General features: G+C 42.1%; 12 protein-coding genes. 7 read left to right on the forward strand and 5 right to left on the reverse strand.

Features of this window, described 5'->3' with window-relative positions; genetic code table 11:
• Positions 1 to 214 precede the first annotated feature (214 nt).
• The 4 genes from KHS38_RS01120 to KHS38_RS01135 all read left to right on the forward strand — a co-directional run bounded on the left by KHS38_RS01120 (position 215) and on the right by KHS38_RS01135 (position 6,062).
• A complete protein-coding gene (locus KHS38_RS01120; RefSeq protein ID WP_213486221.1) occupies positions 215 to 1,777 on the forward strand; it encodes a hybrid sensor histidine kinase/response regulator in 1,563 nt (520 codons plus the stop codon).
• A gap of 33 nt (positions 1,778 to 1,810) precedes the next feature.
• On the forward strand, positions 1,811 to 3,601 hold the full coding sequence (locus KHS38_RS01125; protein ID WP_213486223.1) for a PAS domain S-box protein: 1,791 nt from the start codon (positions 1,811 to 1,813) through the stop codon (positions 3,599 to 3,601).
• 85 nt (positions 3,602 to 3,686) lie between these two features.
• Positions 3,687 to 4,082 carry a Dabb family protein gene (locus KHS38_RS01130; protein WP_213486225.1) on the forward strand — a complete coding sequence of 132 codons (396 nt, stop codon included), beginning with the start codon at positions 3,687 to 3,689 and terminating at the stop codon, positions 4,080 to 4,082.
• Between the two features lie 243 nt (positions 4,083 to 4,325).
• Positions 4,326 to 6,062: a phospho-sugar mutase gene (locus KHS38_RS01135; protein WP_213486227.1), complete on the forward strand. Its 1,737-nt coding sequence runs from the start codon at positions 4,326 to 4,328 to the stop codon at positions 6,060 to 6,062.
• A gap of 74 nt (positions 6,063 to 6,136) precedes the next feature.
• Here KHS38_RS01135 and KHS38_RS01140 read toward each other — a convergent pair whose 3' ends face one another.
• From KHS38_RS01140 to KHS38_RS01160, 5 genes are all read right to left on the reverse strand, one after another.
• Positions 6,137 to 7,903, reverse strand: a complete 1,767-nt coding sequence (locus KHS38_RS01140) for an AsmA family protein (RefSeq protein ID WP_213486228.1) — start codon at positions 7,901 to 7,903, stop codon at positions 6,137 to 6,139.
• A gap of 208 nt (positions 7,904 to 8,111) precedes the next feature.
• Positions 8,112 to 8,978, reverse strand: coding sequence for a helix-turn-helix domain-containing protein (locus KHS38_RS01145; RefSeq protein WP_249665239.1), 867 nt, complete (start codon positions 8,976 to 8,978; stop codon positions 8,112 to 8,114).
• Positions 8,979 to 9,068: 90 nt separating this feature from the next.
• Entirely contained in the window at positions 9,069 to 9,809 is a 741-nt protein-coding gene (locus KHS38_RS01150) for an SDR family oxidoreductase (RefSeq protein ID WP_213486231.1), read from the reverse strand.
• Positions 9,810 to 9,901: 92 nt separating this feature from the next.
• Positions 9,902 to 10,738 (reverse strand): helix-turn-helix domain-containing protein, encoded by an 837-nt coding sequence (locus tag KHS38_RS01155; RefSeq protein WP_213486232.1) that lies wholly within the window; start codon positions 10,736 to 10,738, stop codon positions 9,902 to 9,904.
• Positions 10,739 to 10,742: 4 nt separating this feature from the next.
• Entirely contained in the window at positions 10,743 to 11,714 is a 972-nt protein-coding gene (locus KHS38_RS01160; protein ID WP_213486233.1) for an aldo/keto reductase, read from the reverse strand.
• 819 nt (positions 11,715 to 12,533) lie between these two features.
• Here KHS38_RS01160 and KHS38_RS01165 point away from each other — a divergent pair.
• From KHS38_RS01165 to KHS38_RS01175, 3 genes are all read left to right on the forward strand, one after another.
• Complete coding sequence (locus tag KHS38_RS01165; RefSeq protein WP_213486234.1) at positions 12,534 to 13,619, forward strand: GAF domain-containing protein; 1,086 nt, start codon at positions 12,534 to 12,536, stop codon at positions 13,617 to 13,619.
• A gap of 69 nt (positions 13,620 to 13,688) precedes the next feature.
• Positions 13,689 to 14,825 carry a GAF domain-containing protein gene (locus KHS38_RS01170; protein ID WP_213486235.1) on the forward strand — a complete coding sequence of 379 codons (1,137 nt, stop codon included), beginning with the start codon at positions 13,689 to 13,691 and terminating at the stop codon, positions 14,823 to 14,825.
• Positions 14,826 to 15,237: 412 nt separating this feature from the next.
• Positions 15,238 to 18,219, forward strand: coding sequence for a SusC/RagA family TonB-linked outer membrane protein (locus tag KHS38_RS01175; protein WP_213486237.1), 2,982 nt, complete (start codon positions 15,238 to 15,240; stop codon positions 18,217 to 18,219).
• Position 18,220 lies beyond the last annotated feature (1 nt).

The following is an 18,220-nucleotide window of genomic DNA, read 5'->3' on the forward strand; positions in this document are numbered from 1 at the left end:
ATAATTTAGCGCATTAAGAAAATATGGCTGCGTGGATTAAGTATTGATACAAGGAAATATATCATTACAATTAATTGAAAAATTAATTTCTAACTGCTATGTAATTACCACAACTTATCACTTTATTTAACGTAGTAATGCTATATAGCCTGGCTATTATAGCTGCGCTGGTGCTGCCCTAACAGCCTGTTAAACTATTGATTAAACACTTTTTATGAACGAATTGAATACCGCCGTCCTGGTTATTGATGACGAGGAGATGGTGAGGGATAATATTGAAGATATTTTAGTACCTCAGCACCAGTCAGAAGAACAAAGCTATATAGATAGCGCAATGGACATTTTGTTTGATACGCAGAAGCCGCTGCTTACGCGTACGCGTAATTTCCCGTCGTTCACGGTTGAGAAAGCATCCAATGGAATGGAGGGTGTTAAAAAAGTGCAGCAAGCGGTACAAAGCGGCAAACCTTATGCTGTAATATTTTTGGACATGCGTATGCCCGGTTGGAGCGGCCTGGAAACGGCGATGGAAATCAGGAAATATGATGTTAAAGCCGAAATTATTTTTATTACAGCTTATAGTGATCGCTCTATAGATGATATAGTGGAGCAGGCCGGGCAAAACGTGGGTTATCACTGCAAGCCATACGCTCCCGAAGAGATTATACAATTAGCAACCAAGGCCGTAACGGATTATAACAGGTTGCGAAACCTTGAAAGGTTAATCGAATCCATTTCAAACATTGGCTGGAAAAGAAACCAGCTGGATTCGCTGTTGAAAAATATCCTGGATCAGTTGGCCGGCTCTATTGATACCGATATGGCTCTGATTGGCAAGCTGCATGATAATTTTACGTATGAAAAAGTATTGTCGATCGGTGCGCTGGAAGAAAAAGTAAACCTGTCGGAACTGATCAATCGCGTCAAGAATACACCTATCGGGAACAATGAGGTTGTTCAGATTGATGAGCTGGTGCTGGCACGCTTAGATAGTTATTCGGTATTCGCCATATTAAAGAAGCAGGAACGGCTGAAAACCGAGAAGATGTACCTGCTTAAACTATTTGTTCAGAATGCCGCGCAAGCCATCCGGAATGCCGAACTGAATGAAAAGCTGATGCAACAGGAAAAGCTTTCGGCCGTAGGGCAGGTAATTGGTATGGTGATGCACGACTTACGCACGCCTATCAAAAACATCAGGCTTATTACAGACCTGGTACGTGAAGAGGGGAACGGTAGTGAACTGATAGATCTTATTGACCGTTCAGCCGAACAAGCCTCCGAAATATTTGATGACTTTTTGGATTTTATAAAGGATACGCCGGTACATAAATCGCCGGTGAACTTGCTCGCTGCGGTTAATGAAGCCGTGAAAATGGCTGAGGGGCGTGAGGGTGTAGAATCGATTTCTATACATATAGACATACCAGAAACACTTACCATTGCTGCTGACGAAAGCAAGCTACGACGTGCCATCAGTAATTTGGTCAATAACTCGATTGATGCATTGTATAATTATAGCGTACCAAACGCACAGGTTGCTATCAAGGCGGAAGTTAATGACAATAAAGCCTTGTTAACCATTCGCGATAACGGGCCGGGTATACCGCGTGATATCATCAAAACGCTGTTTGAGCCTTTTGTAACAAAGCACAAAAGCAATGGTACGGGTTTGGGTTTGGCTATTGTTAAGCAGTACATCACGGCACATGGTGGTAATATTGAAGTAAGCAATGATAGTGGTGCGGTGTTTACTATCACATTGCCAATCGACTAAAAACAAGTGACCTTTACCGAAACTGAACCTGCAATGAACGCCACCGAACCAAAAGATACCTTTGATGAAAATATTCAGTACACATCACAGCAAGTAGAGGAGCTGGTTGATAGTTTAGCCACTTACCGCGCGCTTATTGAGGCGTCTAATACCGGTGCATGGGAATATTTTACAGATAGTAAGCACTTAAATTGCAATCATGTCTATTATTCACTGCTGGGTTATGATCTGGCTGATTTTGTTGCCCTGGAAGGGAATAATATACAACGCACTTGGGTTGATTTTTTGCATCCAGATGATCTGGCACTGGCCATGCGTTTGTTTGAAAAATATGTACACAGGCCCGTAGGCAGGTATGAAAATGCTTTCCGGATGCGGCATAAAAACGGTCATTGGGTTTGGATCTGGTCGCGGGGGTGTTACATTAAAGATTCATCCGGCAATAATACCAATCGCATTATTGGCACACATGTAGACATTACCCGCCATAAACTGGCCGAGGAGCAGATGCAACGGGAACGTATTTTGCTGCGTACGCTCATTGATAATTTGCCGGATACCATTTATGTTAAAGATGAGGCTGCACGTAAGGTAATATCAAATAAAGCAGATGTTAGGGTGCTGGGTGCAACTGCAGAGCAAGAAGTGCTGGGTAAAACAGATCTGGAACTTTATACAGAACATATAGACATTGGCAAGCGAGGGTACGCTGATGATATGCGGGTCCTTAGCACAGGAGAACCCATTATAGACCGGGAGGAATTTTTTTGGGACGAAGAAGGGAACAAAAACTGGTTGCTCACATCAAAAGTACCGGTGCGTGATGTGAACGGTAATATTATCAGTTTACTGGGTATCGGTCATAATATAACCAAACGCAAAAAGGCAGAGGAAGAATTAAAGAAACTGAACGCCGAACTGAATCAGCAATCAAAAGAGCTAAGCGAGCAGGCCGAAGAATTGAAGGTGCTCAATGAGCAGATGATTATGCAGCAGGAACAGGAAATGGAAAAAGCTATAGCGCAGGGTAAGTTCGAAATTGCATCGGAGGTATTGCACGATATAGGCAATGCTTTGGTTGGCTTTGGTTCTTACCTAAACCGAATCAACCGCACGCTTGACAAAAGTAACATTGATACCATAAAGGGCTTAAATCAGTTTCTGGCAAGCCAGCAAACAGCCATTGCAGGTGCTATAGGTGCAGATAAAACAAACGCGCTGATTACCATAACCGATGGCATTTCCAAAACGCAGGTTACCAACAAGGATGAGATAAGCAACTCTGTGTGGGAACTGGTTAACATCATTACCCATATTCAGGAAATTTTAAACATTCAGCGGCAATTTGTGCGCGAACATGGCGAGGTGCATGAGCGCAAGCCTGTAAACCTTATCAGCATTATAGATGATTGCCGTTCTATGCTGATGGCATCGTTCGAGAAAAAAGGTATTCGCATTACCATTAATGCAGAGCCCGGCAGTTATGTGATTAAAGGCGATCACACTAAGTTAATGCAGGTGATGCTTAACGTGCTTAAAAACAGCGTGGAAGCCATAAAGGTAGACGCTACTGATAAAAAGATCAATGTTCAACTAAACCAAACAACTGAACGCATCAAATTAGTGGTTAATGATAATGGGGAAGGGTTTGATAGCGAAACCGGTGAACATCTGTTTGAACGTGGGTTTACGACTAAAAAAAGCGGCACAGGGCTTGGCTTATACAACTGCCGCTCTATAGTGGAAAGCCATGCTGGTAGTTTCGAAATTGCAAGCGCAGGAACAGGTAAGGGGGCTACTACAACTATCCAATTCTTTAAGTAGGGTTGTAATGCGTAATTTTAGCTGAAAGTGTTTTTGTTTAGCTGCTTTTAATTAATTTAAGGCCTTATTCAAATAACCTGCTTACATGAAAAACATTAACCGTCGGCAATTTACAAAGAAAGCTTCCTGGCTTACAGGTAGTGCTTTATTGTCATCTGCAGCGCCTGTCAATTATCCTGTTGTACACCACGTATTCTTCTGGCTCAAAAATCCGCAATCTGTATCAGATCGGGATAAGCTGGTAGCCGGTGTAAAAACGCTTGCAAAAATCAAATCTGTGCGCCAGTTACATGTAGGCATAGTTGCCGGTACCGAAAAACGTGATGTAGTTGATCAAAGCTGGGCCGTATCTGAACTCATCTTTTTTAGTGATCTGGCTGGCCAGGAAACCTATCAATCGCATCCTGTTCACTTAGAATTTATTAAAAATTACAGCCATCTTTGGGATAAGGTTGTTGTGTATGACGCTCAAAATGTGTAAATTAAATATTAGCCATATTAAGCTGATGTTTAATTCTCAAAATATCCTTTAAATTCCAAAACCTTATAGGTAAATAACTGTTGTGAAAGCCTACGTGCATACGTTTGAATACGAAGATCTGATAGGGCGCTGGCTGTAATAAATTAACGATCTTATAATAAGAGCTCATATTGCCAAAACAGTTTTTATTGCCATATTTGGAAGTAATCAAACTTGCAATCACATTTTTAAATATAATTACCTATGCAGGAATTAGAACCATCCGTTCTTCAAAAAGTAAATACATGGCTTCAAGGAAGTTATGATGCTGATGTAAAACAAAGTATTCAGAAACTGCTTGATGACAAAGCCTACACCGAACTAACCGACTCCTTTTATAAAGACCTTGAATTTGGTACCGGTGGCTTACGCGGTATCATGGGGCCGGGCTCAAATCGTGTTAACAAATACACCATTGGCGCTGCCACACAAGGTTTAGCCAACTACTTAAAGAAAACCTACCCCGGCGAACAGGTAAAAGTGGCCATTGCACATGATAGCCGTAATAATTCCGACCTGTTGGCTGGTATCACGGCCGACGTTTTTTCGGCAAACGGCATCTACGTTTATTTTTTCAGCGCATTGCGTCCTACACCGGAGCTGTCTTTTGCTATCCGTCACTTGGGTTGTAAAAGCGGAGTTATGCTTACAGCTTCGCATAATCCTAAAGAGTATAATGGTTACAAGGCTTACGGTCATGATGGTGGCCAGTTTGTGTCACCAGCCGATAAAGAGGTAATGCAGGAAGTTGCAGCTATCACCAGCATTGATGAGGTTAATTTCACGCGCAAAGAGGCGAATATCGAAATGATTGGTGAGGAGATAGATCAGCTGTATTTAGATAAAATCACCGCACTTTCTGTTTCTCCGGATGCTATTCAGCGCCAAAAAGATTTAAAGATCGTTTATTCGCCTATACACGGTACGGGTATCACCTTAGTGCCTAAAGCACTACAGCAATTCGGCTTCGAGAATGTTACTTTAGTTGAAGAGCAGGTACAGCCTGACGGTAATTTTCCGACCGTTGTTTATCCAAACCCGGAAGAAAAAGAGGCGCTTACCTTGGCGCTTAAAAAAGCGCAGGAAATAGATGCCGATTTAGTATTGGCTACCGACCCGGATGCCGACCGCGTAGGCATTGCCGTTAAAAATAACGATAACGAATTTATTCTGCTTAATGGTAACCAAACCGGTAGTTTATTAATTAACTACCTGCTTACTGCATGGCAGGAAAAAGGCAAGCTTACCGGCAACGAGTACATTGTAAAAACCATTGTAACCTCGTACCTGATTGATAACATTGCCAAAGAAAAAGGCGTGAAGTGTTACAATACACTTACCGGCTTTAAGTACATTGGCGAACTGATGACCCAATTTGAAGGTAAGCAGACCTTTATTGGTGGTGGCGAAGAGAGCTATGGCTACCTGATTGGCGAATTGGTTCGTGATAAGGATGCTGTGGTTTCAAGCGCTTTTATTGCCGAAATGACTGCATTTTATAAAGACAAAGGCAGCAGCTTATTTGATGCCTTGCTGGACACTTACCTGCAATACGGTTTCTTTAAAGAGAAGTTAATTTCCATTACCAAAAAAGGTAAAACTGGCGCGGAAGAGATTAAGGCCATGATGGAAAAGTACCGCACTAACCCACCGGCTACTTTGGGAGGATCTAAAGTGATTGCCTTAAAGGATTATGAACTGCGTATAGAAACAGACTTAACCAGCAATACAACAAAACCGACTGATTTGCCAAAATCGGACGTGTTGCAGTTTGTTACCGAAGAAGGCAGCATTATATCGGCCCGCCCTTCAGGTACTGAGCCTAAAATCAAATTCTATTGCAGCGTAAAAGGCACACTGCCAAGCAAAGACGTTTACGAAGAAGCAGACAAGCAAATGGATGCTAAAATTGATGCAATTATGCAGGATTTAGGCGTATAATTCCTTTAATATTAATAAGAAAGGCTCCGTACATAAAGTAGGGAGCCTTTCTTAGTATATGAGGTTTTGACTTGCTACTTTGCTTTGCCCTGCTGGTGCTTTTTGATAGCTTTCTGCTTATCTTTCTTTGCTTTTTTCACATCGGCATCAGGCTTATTATTCATATTGAAGCCAACACAGGGTTTGATGCCCATCAGTAGCGTACGCCATATGGTTTTGAAGAAAGGGTAATCTTTGGGCCTTACATAATTTACATTACCTATCCGGGGTGGGGCATTCTGATTATCCGGGTTGTTGTTTTTCAGGAAAAACGAATTGACGGCTAAGCTTATGAGCGGGCGTTTCTTCATTTTGCCTTCTATAGTATCTGCCTTCTGTAATTCAACCTTCAAATCATTATAAAGTAAGGTAACGCGACCTTTACTAGCAATCTTGTTTGCATTAATATCAAATGCAAGCTTATTAAGCCTGCCTGATTTAATACTTACCGATGCTAATGGAACTGTTGCAGCATTAAATGCCGACATGTTCATCGTACTTAACGATCCCTGGTAACTGTAAGAGTAGAGACTGTCGCGAAGATTGAAAGCAAAAGCCACATGCAGGTCAGCCTTTTTCATGAAGCGTGCGTTTAGCTTAACATAGCACCACTTTTGCTTAGCTAATGCAGAGGAGTCGTTCGTGACGTTAGCCATGCGACTATTTACCTCACTGAAGTCAAGCACCCCGGTCCGCTTATTTTTCGTATTATATTCCCGGTAGTTAATAGCATACCGATTAATTAAAACGGTATCAGCCTTAATTCGAACAGGAAGGGTACGCAGTATTTGGTTAGGGAAGGTACTGGCTTTATCTTTATTAATACCTTCAGGATTGAATCTGGGATTGCTGAACACGCCTATGTAGCCACCCAATAAACTTACTTTTGAAGCTTGTATAAGTTGCGTCTTGCTGTAAGCGTCCCAGTCGAAATTATGAAACTTGATAGTCTTGGTCCAGATGGAAAACCGGTCGCTGTGTGTATTAGAAAAAAACTTTTGAGGGTTTAACAAAGGTGATAACGATAGTCCGTCAACTTGTAACAGCTTGGATGTTGTCGAAAACTGGACAAGTTTAGCCTTGTAGGCATAAAGCCCTTTAGCTGAACGTCCATTGTAATTATGAAGCTTCAACTCTACTTTACGGCAAAACAGAAAGCGTTTGTCATCAAACTGGCTGGCCGAGTCGATCAGTAAGTCATGTACATTAATATCAAGTTCTTTAAAGCTTGATTTTGCTGGTTTAATGGTTTTGAAATCTATGTAGTGAAGTTGAGCATTACGTATGGCAATTTTTTCAACGCGTACCTCCTTAAAAGTCTTAGATATTTTCTGGTAAATCGTCTGGTTATCTTTTTTTTTCTTGCCTTTTTCCGGATTGCTGTAGGCTGCCATTCTTATATCCGGTAAATCCACTTGTATCAAGCCTATATCCAATTTTTTTTGCAACCACAACTTAAACGGATGTGTATGGCTCAATACCATTTTGTTTACCTGCAAAGAAAACAAGGTGCCTGGTGATTTTTTGTTCTTCTGCTTTTCTTTAAAAAGGTTGGTATCGGCAATCAATTTGAGGTTGGACAAGGTGATCTGCCCTTTAAGCAAGTTGATACTAGCATCGTCAAATTCAATTCGGTACAAGCTGTCAGTGCCTTTGGTTATTGCCTTGTTTGCTTCCCTTTTAATTATACCCGGACCAAACAATGTGATAGCAAAAAAGCATACAATAAATAGCAGAACTAAACCTGATAGGACAATAAGCATTTTCCTTTGCCAGGTATGTTTTAAAAATTTAAATGCCATTTATTTGATGCTACTTTGATAGTTTGCTATATGCTCTGAAAGCAACAAGCGATATCAAGTTCAGTTTGATACGACTTAATAAAGGACACTATATTGTAAATTGGGGCCACCGCAATGTGCGTACAGCCAAAATTGAATGTCTAATTTCTGACCTGTATAAAAAGCTAAGTGTACGGCTTCTCAATACTTTGTCGCCGCGAACCAAAAATCACTTAAGTGCTTGTCGAAACTCCAGAGGGCTTTGTCGGGTTTTGCTCTTGAACAATTTGTTAAACGATTGCGGGTGCTCAAACCCCAATTGATAAGCTATTTCTGCGGTAGTTAAGGTTGTATGGCTTAATAATGTTTTCGCTTTTTCGATGAGCGCCACATGTATATGCTGCTGTGTGGTTTTACCGGTAAGTGCTTTCAGCATGTCAGATAAGTAACGTTGCGATACGTTTAAATGGGTGGCTATATCCTGCGGTGACGGCAAGCCACTGATCAGGGTATTTGCATAGTCAAAATGCTCATTTAGCCAAGTGTTCATCCGGCCAATCAGGTGGTGGTACAGCGTTTTTCGTGTCAGGAATTGACGGTTGTAAAAACGGTTACTATGATTCAGCAGCAATTCAAGCTGTGATACCAGTACATCCTCGCTGAATTGGTCTATATTGTTTTCTAATTCTACACCAATGGCCTGCAGAAGTGCTTTCACCGTCTGCTTTTCTTTATCAGACAGGAATAACGCTTCTGCAACGCCGTAGGAGAAGAACCCGTATCTATGAATTCCCTGCGCTAATGTATGGTTAATTAATAAGTCGGGGTGAAAATACAAGGCATAGCCCTGATAATCATTGACATCGGCAGTCATTTCCACTAACTGGTTGGGTGCCAGGAAGGCCATACCGCCTTCTTTAAAATCATAAGAACCAGGGCCGTACTTTACGCTGCCTCTAAAATTATTCTTAAATGTGATTTTGTAAAAATCCAGCAGAAACCAGCTGCCCGCATCACTCAGATCAATCTTTACGTGGCTATAATCAATTAAGGTGATTAGCGGATGTAGGGGTGGTGGCAGTCTTAGCCTATGCATCAGATCGGTGATGCTACTGAACTTTAATGTTTTATTCACCGCTGACCTCATTGCAACTCTTCAATTATCAATTGATGTAAAGATAGTGGTTTATGCTTGAACAGATGGCCGGATCACCATATCACCAACATCTACGTTAGCTGGTTGTGCAATAGCATAAGCAACAGCCTGGGCAATCGCGTCTGCCGGGATGGATATCTCATCTGCCTTTTGTTGGCTGGCATTCCTGACAGACTCATTTTTAATATTACTTACAAACTCTGTTTTAACATAGCCGGGCGAAATACCGGTTACCCGCCAACGTCCTTCAGATTCTTGACGTAATGCTTCGCTAATGGTGCGTACTGCGTTTTTAGTGCCGGCATAAACGGCCATTGTAGGTACAATTGCAATTCCTGCTGTTGAAATTATATTGATGATGTGGCCCGACCCATGCTTCTTGAATACAGGCAACGCTGCGGCAATGCCATAAAGCGTTCCTTTAATGTTAACATCAATCATTTGTTCCCAACCTTCTATATCAAGTTCCTCCATTCTGCCTAGCTGTGCTACACCGGCATTGTTGATCATTACATCTAGTTTGCCATACCGTTCTATTGCTAAAGCAACTAGCCTTTCTACCTCTTCACGACGGGTGACATCCACCTCCATATAAGCGGCTTCGCCGCCGTTGTATCGAATTGCATCTGTTATCATTTCAAGCCGGTCGGCCCGGCGGGCACCTAATACAACCGTGGCACCCTGTGCAGCTAATAACTCAGCTGTGGCTTTGCCAATACCGCTGCTAGCCCCGGTTATAGCGACCACTTTACCTTCAATTTCATTTTTCATAAACTTTGGATTAGAGATACCAAAGTTGCTGATTGCATGGGTTGTTAGTGTAGCCGTTAATTACAAATGTGTAGCCGAATTGGTAAAGCTATTTACGGATAGGTTTGCGGAGAAGTTGAATATGCCAGCTCATTAGGTGACTTGCCAAATTTTTTCCTGAAAGAATAAGAAAAGTGCGACATGCTTTTAAAGCCCAGTTCAAGGTAGATAGCAGAGGGCTTCTGTTGTTTGTTCTCGATCAGGTATTTTGCTGTATCCAGTCGCCTGTTTTGGAGCCATTGGCGCGGCGGGAAACCGAAGGTTTTCTGAAAGTCGCGTTTGAAGCCTGCCAGGCTGCGGCCAGTTAGCTGCGCAAACTTTTCGACGGGAACGTTGAAATGAAAATTACTGAGCATGAACTTTTCTAAATCGATCTTGTAGGGTTCAGAAAAGTCGAATAAAATATCGCGAAGTTCCGGCAGGGCAAGTATTAATAGCTTTACGCCTTCTTTTACCTTCAGTAGGCCCATTTCGTCTGTCATGGCTGATCCCGCACTCCGGGCGTATGGAATAACGGACTGAAAATATCCCTGCAGAAATTCGTTAGCTGGAATCAATATGTTTGGCGTATCTGTATATTTTCGGTCGGCTTCAAGCTTTTCTTCCAACGCAATTTTACGCAACAAATCCTCCTGCAAGGATATTATAATCGTTTCATAATAGGCTCCGGGTAGGGGTGTTTTGCTAAGCGTGCCTACTTGGTTTTTGCTGATCAGCAGCATTTCTCCTCCGGCCATCGAAATCTTTTGTCCGGAGGTTTCAATAGTAAACTGTCCTGAAACTTGTAATATCAAGGTATGGTCGTTCCAAAAACATACTTTCTCTCTGCGCTCAGCGGAGAGGTAGGAATAAAAAATTACGCCTGACAATATTTCATCCGGACTGGTCATTTATTTAACGTTGCAAGTAAGTGCCGCCGAGTATGGCACCTGGTGCAAAGGTAGTGTTTAAGGTATTCAATTCTTCCGGCGTGAAAATAATATCCAGGGCTGCCAGGTTTTCCGGCAAGCGCGACCTGCGGCTCATACTTACCAAGGGCATAATGTGATCGCCCTGTTTTCTTACCCAGGCAATGGCCACTTGTGTTGGTGTACAACCTTTTTTGCTGGCTAGCTGCTTCAAAACTTCAACTTTTCTTAGATTATGAACCAGATTTTTGCCCTGAAATCGCGAAAAATTGTTGCGATAATCATTTGCCGGAAGCGGTGCTGTCATCTCACCGGTTAATAAACCTTCGGCCGTATTAGCGAAAGCTACTACGCCTATACCTAATTCTTTTGCTACTGGCAGTAGGTCGCTTTCAATTTGGCGGTCGGCCAGTGAATAGCCTATTTCTAGCGCACTAATAGGATGAATGCTGTTAGCCTTACGCAGCTGATCGGCCGTAATTTCTGATACACCGATGTAACGCACTTTACCTTCCTTAATCAGATCGGCAACTGTTCCAATGATGTCTTCCACCGGCACACTGTTATCCATTCGGCTGGGTTGGTAAAGGTCAATGGTGTCCATACCTAAACGCGTGAGCGAGTAATTAATAAAATTTTTAATAGCGATGGGGCGCAGATCCATTCCCAGCGGCTGACCGTTGTGAAAAATGGCACCGAATTTTACACTGATGAAAGCATCATAGCGCCTTTCTTTAATCGCTTTCCCTATGAGTAGTTCATTATGACCGGCACCGTAAAAATCACCGGTGTTCAAAAAATTAATGCCGCAGTCTAAAGCTTCATGGATTGTAGCGATACTTTCTGTTTGGTCGGGGGTAGAACCGCCCCATATAGATGACATACGCATACAGCCCAAACCGAGTTTGGAAACAAAGGGGCCATTTTCGCCCAGCTGAATTTTTGTGATGTTTTTCATGATACAAAGATCGGGAGATCAAAACAGATCTTAGTTTCTTCAATGGCTCAAATATTCAGCTTGTACGGCTCACCGGTATATGGCGTTTTTACTCGTATTGCTTACGTTCTCAATAAATATCATCAGACATCAGAAGTAATGCAACTTAAGATTATTAAGAGGGGAGTGATCAAAGTAAATTCGCCGCCTATATTTTGATGGCATTCAAGGCGTTCTCTGATTAACAAAGTGTATTCATTTCGAATATTAACACAACCACCCGAAACTTAATGATACAAATAACAATAATTTTATATACAATATCGGGCAACGTGCTTATACTGCTCGTCCCAAAAATCCAAATATAAATATTGTTGTTAAGCGCATTGGAAATAGAATAAACCAGCCTGCTTACTTACATGCAAAAAGCATACTTAACTATGGCTAGGCCGGTAAAGTAATTTCACTTCCTGGCTACCGTGATATTTCTTTGCCACTCGATAAAAGAGCGCGAGCATTTTTTGCGCATGAACTCCGCTCTATAAGCTCTTGATATTCTTGTCAACTAGTGAACAAATAAGATTTTGATTTTTTAACAACCCTGTTGCGCATTTTCGAAACCATCGTTTGTTGCAAACCGTATATAGCCATCAAAAGGTATGGCAGATCCCATGATAATGCCTAGCTAAACAAACTGATTTGCAGTTTTTTCTTGCCCATGAGCTACTAAGGTAATTGTTTCCTTAAAATCTAAGGTATAAGAGACTGTTTGTAACGAGAGTTTATCCGGCTACTTGATAGCCATATCATTGAAGTAAAATATCATCATAATACAAGCGTATGTCGGGAGAAAAGCTAAGACGATTATATACGGTCAATCGTTTTTTGCAACAGGATGTCAGCAAAGAAAAAGAACTTCAGCAAATTGTAGAACTGGCTGCCAAAATTTGCAATTCACCAATTGCCATGCTTACGTTCATGGATAATAAAACCCAATACGTTAAGTTTCGCGTTGGGACAGACCTACAGGAAGTTCCGTACCAGGACACATTTTGCCGGCACACCATTCAGCAAAACAAACTGGTTGTGATCCCGGATACAGCTACAGATGAACGCGTTTTTAACAATCGCTTTGTTGTACAGGCGCCACATGTTCGTTTTTACGCGGGTTCTCCGTTAACCACGCATGACGAGCTAAACTTAGGTACACTATGTGTGTATGACTTTGCGCCAAAATCATTAACGCCTGTGCAGGAAAAAATGCTGAATCAACTTTCCCGTCAGGCAATTCAATTGCTTGAATTGGATGCCAGCCTGCGCTTACTGAAAGAGCAATATGAGCTCGCAATGGAAGAAGAAACCAAGTTGCGTTCGTTCTTTGAGGGTTCCAGTTCCTGTCATCTGCTGTTGGATAAAGAATTGCGTATCCTTGCCTTTAACCAGGCGTTGGCCGATGTTATGGCTACGCTTTACAGAACCTCGGTTACCGAGGGTGTGAAAATAAGCGAACACCTGCACCCGGCTTTTGTGAACGAATTTATATTAAATTGTGAAAGAGCACTAACGGGTGAAAGAATAGCCACAGAAACTGTTATTGTGACGCCAGGCGGCGAAATACCTACCTATGTTACATATGAGCCTGCTCTTGATGCAGAAGGTAACATCATTGGCGTATCCTATAGTGGCACTGATGTATCAGATATGGCACGGCAGGAGGAGACCATCAGCCGTCAGGAGGAATCTTTTAGAGAGATTGAACGTATTTTATCAGCAGAAATAAAGCAGCCCTTGATCTTAGCCCGAAATGGTATGAATCGTCTCCAATTGCAGAAAGGTGCAAGAGAAGTGGAAGAAGTGGTTTTATTGGAAGCCGCCTTTGTCGAACTTGAGCAAAAAAGAACAATCATAGCAGATACAAAACATTAACAGGAATATGTAATAACATGGGCGGTGCTTTGCCCGTATAGGTACATAGTCTAAATTCAATCTTTACACATGTCAAAGGAGGAGTCAAGCAGGTTGAACGCAGTCAACCGCTTTTTAGGTATTCGTATAAATAAACAGTCGGAATTGCAAGCTATATCACAACTAGCGGCTGACATCTGCGGAACGCCCCGTGGGTTGATCACGCTAATTGATCAGGATACGGAATATGTGCTTTCTGAAAATACCTTCACCCGCAGTTCTTCCCGGGCTGATTCCTTTTGTCATTATGTGTTGGAAAGCGATGTCGTTATGATTGTGCCTGATGCACAGGCAGATCAACGATTGAAAGATTATCCCGCTGTTACCGGTAAGTCTGGTATTCGTTTTTATGCCGGCACACCTATAACAACTCATGATGGCCATAGGTTGGGCAGTTTATGTGTAATCGACCAGCGACCTGGCGAACTTACCGCTCTGCAGCAAGATATGCTGCAAAATTTGGCTACGCAAGTAATTCAGTTGCTTGAATTTGAAAGTAACCTGCACTTCCTGAAATCACAGTTTTTGGAAGCTAAGCAGCGCGAACTCAAAATGCGTTCGTTTTTCGAAAGTACCGCCAGCAGCTATATCCTCATTGACCGCAACTTCAAGGTTGTGGCTTTTAATAAGGCTGTTCAGCTTTTTATTCGTCGAGCCTATCAGGTAGATATACAAGCCGGCATGGATATTACCCGTTTCATCAATGAAACTTATATGGCTGAATTTCTGAAAAACTGTGCTTTAGTATTGGCCGGAGAAACCATACGAAAGGAGAGGCTATTAAATTTTGGAGGCCAGTCCGTTTGGTGTATGCTTACCTATAGTCCGGCCCGGAATGCAGCAGGCGAGATCATAGGCATCTCTTATAATTCCAGTGATGTCACAGAAAGGGTTGCCAGACAACAGGCTGCTATGCAGCAGCAGGTACAGCTTGATCGTATCGCTTATATGCAATCCCACGAATTTCGCAGACCTGTAGCAACAATCAAAGGCCTGCTTAATCTGCTCGAGATAAATGGGCATCATACCACATTTCCAGTATTGTCCGAGATACAACTTGCTATCGACGAGATAGATGAGAAGATTTGTAAAATTGTGACTATCGCAGATCCTAATATCTTGTGCAATGGCCCCGATAAGGCTCAGGATGTTGTGACGGCAGAATAATACATAAGCGACAATATATTGCAATGGCTTTCTCGCACTGAGATTGAAGCAAATAGGCGATGACTAAGAGGGAGGTGTAACATGCGCAAACGCATCTACCATACGGAACCTCGGTCATATGTGATTTTAGGCTCACGCTGTCTATACAAGTCCTAATCTTAAGTTTAAAACTCAAAGCCGCTGTACGTGTAAGTAAGTTTGGCTATCTTCAATCAAATACTTTCTTTAATTGCAATAACGCCATCCCAAAAATTCTTCAAAAGCAATTATTATAGTAAGCAGTAAACCAGTAACAGCTCAATTAATATATTTTTAAATAAATTAATTATGCTATTGTAATATTACTATTACAAATTCCTATATTGGGGTACCAATTAAGTTTTCTATAACCTAAGTTTCTAAACCAAAAATCATGTATGCAAAAAGTTTACTTTGTGCAGCAGTATCTATTTTGTGCTGCCTGCTATTTCTCCCGGCTTTTGCTCAAAACCGGACGATTACAGGGAAAGTCACTGACGGTAAGGATGGTAGCACATTGCCGGGTGTTTCCGTCACTGTAAAAGGCACCTCTGTCGGTACGGTTACTCAGGTGGATGGATCTTTCCGATTGTCTGTGCCACCCGGCAGTAGTACACTTGTTGTATCCTCAGTAGGATATGAAAGGCAGGAGATTAACCTGGGAAGTCGAACTGCGGTCAATGTATCGCTTAAAGGCACAACCGGTAACCTGAGTGATGTGGTAGTAATTGGTTACGGAACCCAGCGAGTAAAAGATGCAACTGGATCTGTAGCCTCATTAGGACCTAAAAATTTTAACAAAGGCGTTATCTCCAGCCCCGAACAGTTATTACAGGGAAGGGTATCTGGCGTACAGGTTACACCTGCAAGCGGCGAGCCAGGTGCCGGTGTTTCTATCAACATTCGCGGTGCATCATCTGTACGAAGCGGTAACAACCCATTGTACGTAGTTGACGGCGTTCCTTTAGACAATGGCGGAACTTCCGGCGGTTTGGATGCCGGTGCAGGTACTTCTTCTGCACGCAACCCTTTATCTTTCTTGAATCCTGCCGATATTGAGAACATCTCCGTATTAAAGGATGCTTCTGCGGCTGCAATCTACGGTTCAAGAGGTGCTAATGGCGTTATATTAATCACCACCCGTAAAGGCTCAAAAGGCCAAGGCATTCAGTTTACTGCAAATACCAGCGTATCAAGTCCTGCTAAAAAGTATGACTTAATGAATGCTGCAGACTATGTGAAATATGCCACCGCTGCAGGTGCTGATCCGGCAGTGATTGACAAAAAGGGTAATACCGACTGGCAGGACGTGATTTTCCGTACCGCTGTTTCTCAAGGTTACAATTTGGGTTATGGCGATGCAGGTAAATCAACAACCTACCGTTTCAACTTTGGTTACGATAACCAACAAGGTATCGTTGAAAACTCGAGCCTGAAAAGATTAACCGGCCGTTTAAATGCTTCTCAAAACCTGTTTGGTGATAGAGTAAGAATTGACCTGAACTTTACTGCATCCAATGTTAAAAACCGTTATGCCCCTATTAGTGATAACGCAGGTTTTGAAGGCAGCTTGATTGGTGCAGCTTTGTTATCAAACCCTACTTATCCAATTAAAAACCCCGACGGCAGTTACTTCAATAACAGCGATGCTAATTTCCGTAATGCGGCCAATATGTTAGAATACATTAATGACCGCGACAATCTAAACCGTTATTTAACTAACTTAAGCGGTACCTGGAAGGTCATCAAAAACTTATCCTATAAGGTGAACTTTGGTTACGATAATAATACTGCCAAACGGGAAACCTTTATGGACGCCCGTTTAATTGGTTATACTGGTAGCCAAAGCATCCGCAATAGTCCGAGTATTCCGCAGGTTACAGGTAATGGACGTGGTATAGAACAAAACCTAAAACTGCGTTCAACCATTATAGAACATACCTTAACGTATGATAAAAAATTCGGTTCACATGCATTAAACTTGTTAGGCGGTTACTCTTACCAGCAATTTAAAAACTATAGCTTTAACAATTTAGCCTACGGCCAGAAAGACAAGACTGCGCAGGCAAGCAGCCTTGACGATTTTAATACTCGTCCGTTCGCTGCTTTTGGCGATAGTTCTAAGTATGAATTGCAATCATACTTTGGTCGTGCAAATTATACTTATAAAGACAAATACTTTTTGACCTTTACCTTCCGTACAGATGGTTCATCTAAATTTGGCGCCAATAACAAATATGGATACTTCCCAGCGGGTGCTTTTAAATGGAGAGTTTCTGATGAAAGCTGGGCTCCTAAAAAGGTATTTGATGATCTAAGCCTTCGCTTAAATTATGGCTTAACAGGTAACCAGGAGTTTCCGCCTTATGCGTCACTGGCAGTTAGCCAATACCAACTTAATGGTAGCACAACTATCATAAGTAATGCCAGCCCTACTTTAAAATGGGAAACCAAAACACAGTACGGTGTGGGTTTGGACTTCACGATTGCTGGTGGCCGTTTAAGCGGTACGGTAGATTATTTCCACAACTCATTGAAAAACGTATTGTTTCTGCAGGTATATGCACAACCTTCGGCATCCACGCAACGTTGGGTTAACCTGCCGGGTAACGTAATTAATAAAGGTGTTGATTACAGCTTAAACTTCCAGGCCATTAAGGGTCGAAAATTTAATTGGGAAATCGCCTACAACGGCACCTATACGCAAAATACCATTAAAAATTTTGGAAACCGTGTAATTATTACTGGTGATATTAATGGTCAGGGTTTATCTGGTGCTTACTCACAGGTTATTCGCGACGGGTATCCATTGGGTTCTTTCTACCTGCCAACCTGGACAGGCTATGATGCTAACGGTATATCTACTTATGCAAATGACGGTCTGTCTTCAATTGTTGGCAGTGCATTGCCTAAATTCACACAAGGGTTAACCAATAACTTTACCTACGGTCGATGGAATGCAAGCTTGTTTATAAATGCCAGTACTGGTTTTGTAATTTATAATAATACGGCCAACGCTTATTTTCTTAAAGGAAGTTTGAAAAACGGTCGTAACGTAAGCTATGATGCCGCAACCAGCAACGAAAACCCTTTGAACTCTGGAAGCGTTTCAACACGCTTCCTGGAAAAAGGCGACTTTGTACGTATTTCCAATGCTAATATAGGTTACACTTTTCCAACCGGCTCTGTGAAAGGTATCAGAACACTACGCTTAAGCGTAACAGGACAAAACCTGGCTCTGATTACCGGATACAAAGGCTTGGATCCGGAAGTTAACACGAATAAATCAAGAGATAACGTACCTTCAAGAGGGATAGATTACACCGCTTATCCAAATGCACGTACATTCACTTTGGGTATTAACGCTGGTTTTTAAT

Origin of the sequence: Mucilaginibacter sp. Bleaf8, from assembly GCF_018390515.1 — a bacterium.
GTDB lineage: Bacteria > Bacteroidota > Bacteroidia > Sphingobacteriales > Sphingobacteriaceae > Mucilaginibacter.

Excerpts from the sequence above, each read along its gene's own strand:
- KHS38_RS01135 (WP_213486227.1), top strand. The coding sequence starts at position 4,326 with ATGCAGGAATTAGAACCATCCGTTCTTCAAAAAGTAAATACATGGCTT.
- KHS38_RS01125 (WP_213486223.1), top strand. The coding sequence starts at position 1,811 with ATGAACGCCACCGAACCAAAAGATACCTTTGATGAAAATATTCAGTAC.
- KHS38_RS01165 (WP_213486234.1), top strand. The coding sequence starts at position 12,534 with ATGTCGGGAGAAAAGCTAAGACGATTATATACGGTCAATCGTTTTTTG.
- KHS38_RS01175 (WP_213486237.1), top strand. The coding sequence starts at position 15,238 with ATGTATGCAAAAAGTTTACTTTGTGCAGCAGTATCTATTTTGTGCTGC.
- KHS38_RS01120 (WP_213486221.1), top strand. The coding sequence starts at position 215 with ATGAACGAATTGAATACCGCCGTCCTGGTTATTGATGACGAGGAGATG.
- KHS38_RS01140 (WP_213486228.1), bottom strand. The coding sequence starts at position 7,903 with ATGGCATTTAAATTTTTAAAACATACCTGGCAAAGGAAAATGCTTATT.
- KHS38_RS01160 (WP_213486233.1), bottom strand. The coding sequence starts at position 11,714 with ATGAAAAACATCACAAAAATTCAGCTGGGCGAAAATGGCCCCTTTGTT.
- KHS38_RS01145 (WP_249665239.1), bottom strand. The coding sequence starts at position 8,978 with ATGCATAGGCTAAGACTGCCACCACCCCTACATCCGCTAATCACCTTA.
- KHS38_RS01170 (WP_213486235.1), top strand. The coding sequence starts at position 13,689 with ATGTCAAAGGAGGAGTCAAGCAGGTTGAACGCAGTCAACCGCTTTTTA.
- KHS38_RS01130 (WP_213486225.1), top strand. The coding sequence starts at position 3,687 with ATGAAAAACATTAACCGTCGGCAATTTACAAAGAAAGCTTCCTGGCTT.
- KHS38_RS01155 (WP_213486232.1), bottom strand. The coding sequence starts at position 10,738 with ATGACCAGTCCGGATGAAATATTGTCAGGCGTAATTTTTTATTCCTAC.
- KHS38_RS01150 (WP_213486231.1), bottom strand. The coding sequence starts at position 9,809 with ATGAAAAATGAAATTGAAGGTAAAGTGGTCGCTATAACCGGGGCTAGC.